The sequence below is a fragment of the Candidatus Deferrimicrobiaceae bacterium genome, assembly GCA_035256765.1.
GTDB lineage: Bacteria > Desulfobacterota > Deferrimicrobia > Deferrimicrobiales > Deferrimicrobiaceae > CSP1-8.
In genome coordinates, this window is the sequence record DATEXR010000216.1 from 1 (window position 1) to 5,961 (window position 5,961).

Here is a 5,961-nt window from a genome sequence, read left to right on the forward strand (position 1 = left end):
CTTAGTGCTCCATTTCACAAATACGGTTGCATTCGAGCGCCGCTGCATCCGCTCCCGCTTCGTTGCGCTTCTTCACCATACTCAACGGTATGCCTCAGTCGCGCGCCTCGCTGGCGCGGCGCATCGACGCTCTCGGTGCGACACCGTATTTATGAAGCGGAGCACTTAGGCGGGACGGGATCCGCCCTCCTCCTCCTTCGACCAGAACAGCATATCCAGGAGGAGAAGGAAAACCCCGACGGTGATCCCGATGTCGGCCACGTTGAAGGCCGGCCAGTGATACCGGTGCCAGTGGATGTCGATGAAGTCCACCACGTATCCGAGCCGGGCGCGGTCGATAAGGTTCCCCATCGCCCCTCCCAGGATGAGCCCCAGGCCGTAAGGCGCGGGCCCCCGGAGCGGATGGAAGTGGAGGTAGGCGAGCACCCCCCCGATGGCGAACATCGTGGCGACGATGAGCAGGGGGTTTCCCCACTTCGGATCGAGGTTGGACAACAGCCCGAACGCGACTCCCTTGTTCCGGACGTGGACGATGTGGAAGTAGTCGACGAGGACCGCCCTCGCATCGTAGGGGTCGAGGCGGGACACGATCCAGGCCTTGGATCCCTGGTCCGCGATCGCGAGCCCGGCCGCGGCCAGGGTAGGGAGGGCGAATTTGCGGAACGTCGCCAACGGGGTCTGTCAGGCGCGGGTCGCGGCGGCGCAGCGGCCGCACAGCTCGGGGGCGGAAGGGATGGTCCCGACCTCCGCCGTGTGGTTCCAGCATCGCTCGCATTTCCCCCAGGGGGCCTTCGTAACCGTTGCGGCAAGACCCGGGAAGGCTGCGCTCCGGTGCGCGCCGGGCCCGGAAACCTCGCCGACCACAAGCCCGGAAACGATCAGCGCATCCCGGATCTCCCGGAGACGGCTTTCGAACAGGTCGGAGAACGGCCCCGGAGAAACGGTGACGAGCGCGTCCTGGTCGCTCCCGATCCGTTTCTCCTTCCTCGCTGCCTCGAGCGGCTGGGCGATCTCGGAGCGGAGGGCCAGGATCCGCTCCCACCGCGCCGCGATCTCGTCCCCCCCCGGAAGGTCCGCAGGCGTCGGCATGTCCGTGAGGAAGACGCTTTCCGCTTTTCCGGGGAACGCGGGCAGATACCCCCAGGCCTCCTCCGCGGAGAAGGAGAGGACGGGGGCGATGAGGGACAGCAGGTCCCGGCCGATTTCGAACAGCGCGGACTGCCCGGACCGGCGCGCCGGGTCGTCCGCCCGGGAGCAATAGAGGCGGTCCTTGATCGCGTTCAGGTAGAAGCTGGACATGTCCACCGAGCAGAAGTTGTTCACCGAGTGGAAGATGACGTGGAACTCGTAGTTGTCGTATGCCTTCCGGACCTTCCCGACAAGCCGGTGAAAGAGGACGAGGGCGTACCGGTCCATCTCCTCCATCCGGTCATAGGGGACCGCGTCCCGGTCGGGGAGGAAATCGTGGAGGTTCCCCAGCAGGTAGCGGATCGTATTCCGGATCTTCCGGTACGCCTCGGTCAGGCGGTCGAGGATGTCTTTCGAGATCCGGATGTCGTCCCGGTAGTCCTCGGCGGCCACCCAGAGCCGAAGGATCTCGGCCCCGTGCTTCCGGATGATCTCCTCGGGGGCGACGACGTTCCCCCTCGATTTGTGCATCGCCTCCCCCTTGCCGTCCACGACGAACCCGTGGGTGAGGACGGCCCGGTACGGAGCGAATCCCCGGGTCCCGACGGCCGCCAGCAGCGTGGAGTGGAACCACCCCCGATGCTGGTCGGACCCTTCGAGGTAGAGGTCGACCGGAACGCCGAGATTTTCCTTCCCCTCGCAGACGCAGGCGTACGACACGCCGGAATCGAACCAGACGTCGAGGATGTCCGTCTCCTTTCCGAACGCCTTCCCGCCGCAGGAGGGGCAGGACGTCCCGGAAGGAAGCAGGTCCGGCACCTCCCGCTGGAACCAGGCGTCCGCGCCCTCTTTCTCGAAGAACGAGGCGACATGCTCGATCAGCGCACGGTCGAGGAGATGGTGGCCGCACGATTCGCATCGGAAGATGGCGATCGGCACGCCCCATGCCCGTTGACGGGAGATGCACCAGTCCGGCCGGTTCGCGATCATCCCCTCGATCCGTTCCTGCCCCCACGCGGGGATCCAATTCACCTTCCGGATCTGCTCGAGGGCCTTCCCGCGAAGGCCGGTCCGGTCCATCGAGATGAACCACTGCTTCGTCGCCCGGAAGATGACGGGCTGCTTGCACCGCCAGCAGTGCGGGTACGAGTGGGTCACCCGGTCCTGCCGGAGCAGGGCCCCGGCCTCGGCGATCTTCTCGTTCACCCGGGGGTTCGCCTCGAAGACCTGCATCCCCCCGAAGAACGGGACATCGGGGGTGAAGCGCCCGTCGTCGTCGAGCGGCGCGTAGATCGCGAGTCCGTACTTGAGTCCCGTCTCGTAGTCCTCGCGCCCGTGGCCGGGGGCGGTGTGGACGCATCCGGTCCCGGCGTCGAGCGTGACGTAGTCCCCCAGCACAAGGAGGGAGTCGCGCCCGAGAAAGGGGTGGCGGCAGCGCATCCTTTCCAGGTGCGCGGCCCCGAAGGAGGCCAGGCGATCGACCCGCGGAAGACCGGCCTCGCTCGCGAAGCGTTCCGCCAAACCTTCCGCCACGACATACACCTTCCCGTTCGCTTCGAGGGCGACGTAGGGGTATTCCGGGTGAAGCGCGACCGCGAGGTTGGAGGGGATCGTCCAGGGGGTGGTCGTCCAGATGACGAAGAAGACCTTCTTCCCGGCGAGGGCCGGGTGGATCGTTTCCGGGGGTTCCGCGAAGGGGAACGTCACGTAGATGGAGGGGGAGGTGTGGTCGGCGTACTCGACCTCGGCTTCCGCGAGGGCGGTCCGGCAGGTCAGGCACCAGTAGACGGGCTTCGTCCCCTTGTAGACCGCGCCGGTCTCCACGAACCGCCCGAACTCCCGAAGGATCCCCGCTTCGTAGTCGAACGTCATGGTGCGGTACGGGTTCTCCCAGTCGCCCAAGACCCCCAGCCGCCGGAACTCCTCCCGCTGGATGTCGATATACTTCGCGGCGTAGTCGCGGCAGAGCCGGCGCTTCTCCGACGTGGGGATCGCCTCCTTCCTTTTCCCCAGGCTCTTGTCCACCTGGTGCTCGATCGGAAGGCCGTGGCAATCCCACCCGGGGACGAACTCGGCCCAGGCGCCCGACATCGCCCGGTACTTGACGATGATGTCCTTCAGGAGCTTGTTGAGCGCGTGCCCGATGTGGATGTGCCCGTTCGCGTAAGGGGGACCGTCGTGGAGGACGAACTTCGGCCGGTTCCGGCGCCTCGCCACCATCTTCGCGTACAGGTGCCCGCTTTCCCACCGGGAGAGGATTTCCGGTTCCCGCTGGGTCAGGTTCGCCCGCATCGGGAATCCGGTCTGCGGGAGGTTCAGCGTGGTTTTGTAATCCATGAGGTCTCCGCCGGGGTTCTGCTCGAAAGTAGATTTATACCACCAAAGCAGCCGCCCGTGTAGTCCCGTCGGCCGTGCCGGGCAGGCGTTGCGCGGTCATCGGAAGATGTTCCCGAAGAATTCGATGACGCCGCGCCACCCCTTGCGGACCGTGTCCACAAGCGGATGGGAGGGATGAAGCGGGCACGTCTCCTTCGGGACCAGGTCGTCGGGGAACGCCTCGGGGAAAGTCTGCGGGCATGCGGAGGTCGCCAGGGCGCCGGATTCCGGGTCGATTTGCGCGATCGTGATCCCCGGGGGAACCGCGAAGGCGGTTCGGCCCCCCGCCGCGTACACCGATTTCATGAACTTCGTCCAGATGCGCAATGCTCCCGCGGCACCGGTGAGCCCGGTCGTCCCTCCGGAGTCGCGCCCCACCCATACCACGCAAACCAGGTCCGGCGTGTATCCGGCGAACCAGGAGTCGCGGTAGTCGTCCGTCGTCCCGGTCTTCCCGGCGGCGGGGAATTCGATCCCCGCCAGCCGGGCGGCGTTCCCCGTCCCGCGGTCGAGGACCCCCTCCAGGGCGTAGGTGACGAGATAGGCCGCCCGGGGGTCCACAGCCTGCTCCTTTGCCGGTTTCTCCGAATGCAGGAGATCTCCGTCGCTGTCCGTGACCGTGTGGAGCGGGAAGGGCCGGAAGCGTGTCCCCCCGGACGCGAACGTGGCGTAAGCGTACGCCAGTTCGAGCGGGGTGACCTCGAAACTCCCCAAGGCAAGGGAGGGAACGGGGGTCGCCACGCCGGTCACCCCGGCGTCCCGGGCCGCAGCGATCACCCCGGGAAGGCCCACATCGAGCGCGAGACGCACCGCCGCGGTGTTCACCGACTCCTCGATCATCCGGCGGACCGAGATCTCCCCGTGCTCCTTCCCCTCGAAATTCGCGGGCGTCCATCTCCCGTCCGGCACCTCCACGGAGACCGGCTCCGCCGAGATCCGGCTCGCGAGCGTCATCGTCCCCTTGCCTCTCACGGCTTGGTCCATGGCCGCGAGAAGGACGAACGGCTTGAACGCGCTTCCCGGCTGGCGGCGGGCGTCGACGGCGCGGTTGAACTGGGTCTCCCCGTAGCCGCGGCCCCCCACCAGGGCGGTGAGCTCGCCGGTGGCCGGGTCGACGGCGACCAGCGCCGCCTGGAGCGGTTCCTCCTTCTTCCCGGCCGGGACCTTCCTCCCTTCCAGCTCGGCCAGTCCCTGGGCCACCGCCTTTTCCGCCGCGGACTGCTGCACGGGATCGAGGGACGTGTAGAACCGGTAGCCGGTGCGGGAGAGTCTTTCGGGTCCCAGGGTCTCCTCGGACAGCCGCTCGATGTAGTCGACGTAGTACCCCGCGATGTTGACGGGGACCCGGCGCGGGTTCGTCCGAATGGGGGTCCGGCTTGCCCTGCGCTCCTCTTTCTCCGGGATCATTCCGAGGGCCGCCATCCGGGAGAGGACCCAGTTTCGCCGCTCCCGGGCGGCGTCCGGCGCGCGGAGGGGGGAGTACCGGTGGGGGGACCGGATGATCCCCGCGAGGAACGCGGATTCCTCGAGGGCGAGGTCGCCCACGTTCCTGGAAAAGTAGAAATTCGCCGCGTCCTCCACCCCGTAGATCCCGCGGGGACCTTCCTGCCCGAAGTAGATCTTGTTCAGGTACGCCTCGAGGATCTCCTCCTTGGTGAAGCGGATCTCGATCAGCACGGCGAGCTCGGCCTCCCGGATCTTCCGCCAGAGGCTTCTCTTCGGGGAGAGGAAGAAATTCTTCGCGAGCTGCTGGGTGATGGTGGACCCTCCCTGGACGATCCGCATCCGGCGCAGGTTCGCCCCCAGGGCCCGCACGATGCCGATGAGGTCGATCCCGATGTGGGTGTGGAAGCGGGAGTCCTCCGCCGCGAGCACCGCGTCCCGGAGATGCTTCGGAACGGCGGAGAGGGGAACCAGCCGGCGGGACTCCATCTTCGGGCCGAGGATCCGGGCGATCTCTTCCGGTTCGAGGACCAGTTCGTCGAGGGGGACGCCGGAGGACGTCTCCAGGGAGGAGATGCGCCGCCCCGATACGCCGATCTCGGCCCGGACGGCGAGGCGGGTCGCCTCTCCCGCCCGGAACCCCCGGGTATGGATCCGGATCCTGCCGCCCCCCTCGGACCAGGTCCCCGGTTTTTCCGGCTCTCCCGGAACTTTCCGGTAGGAAAGGCGGCCGAGCCTCTCCGGAAGCCCCAGGTTGCCGACGAGGTCCCCGGGACGGAGAACCGCCGGCCGTCCGTACAGAATCGACGGGGCTTCCCAGGCGTCGCGCGCGAGCCCGGTTCCCACCCGGAAATAGAGGTACCCCAGGTGGAGGAGAAAAACCCCCGCGAGCGCGGCAAGGAGGATGCGGGGACGGAAGAAAGACTTCATGTCCGCGGGGCGATGGGTCTTCCGGTCAGATCGTCCTGCCGGCCGCGTCGATGAAGGGACGCAGGGCCGCCATCAGCTCCCCGA

At 67.3% G+C, this 5,961-nt stretch carries 3 protein-coding genes; all 3 read right to left on the reverse strand.

Annotation, left to right across the window (positions count from 1 at the left end):
- Positions 1 to 165 precede the first annotated feature (165 nt).
- The gene (gene lspA / locus VJ307_07250; protein ID HJX73936.1) at positions 166 to 672 is read right to left on the reverse strand and encodes a signal peptidase II; all 507 of its coding nucleotides are present in this window, start codon (positions 670 to 672) and stop codon (positions 166 to 168) included.
- Between the two features lie 9 nt (positions 673 to 681).
- Positions 682 to 3,465, reverse strand: coding sequence for an isoleucine--tRNA ligase (gene ileS / locus VJ307_07255; protein HJX73937.1), 2,784 nt, complete (start codon positions 3,463 to 3,465; stop codon positions 682 to 684).
- Positions 3,466 to 3,561: 96 nt separating this feature from the next.
- Positions 3,562 to 5,877, reverse strand: a complete 2,316-nt coding sequence (locus VJ307_07260) for a PBP1A family penicillin-binding protein (protein ID HJX73938.1) — start codon at positions 5,875 to 5,877, stop codon at positions 3,562 to 3,564.
- Between the last annotated feature and the right edge of the window lie 84 nt (positions 5,878 to 5,961).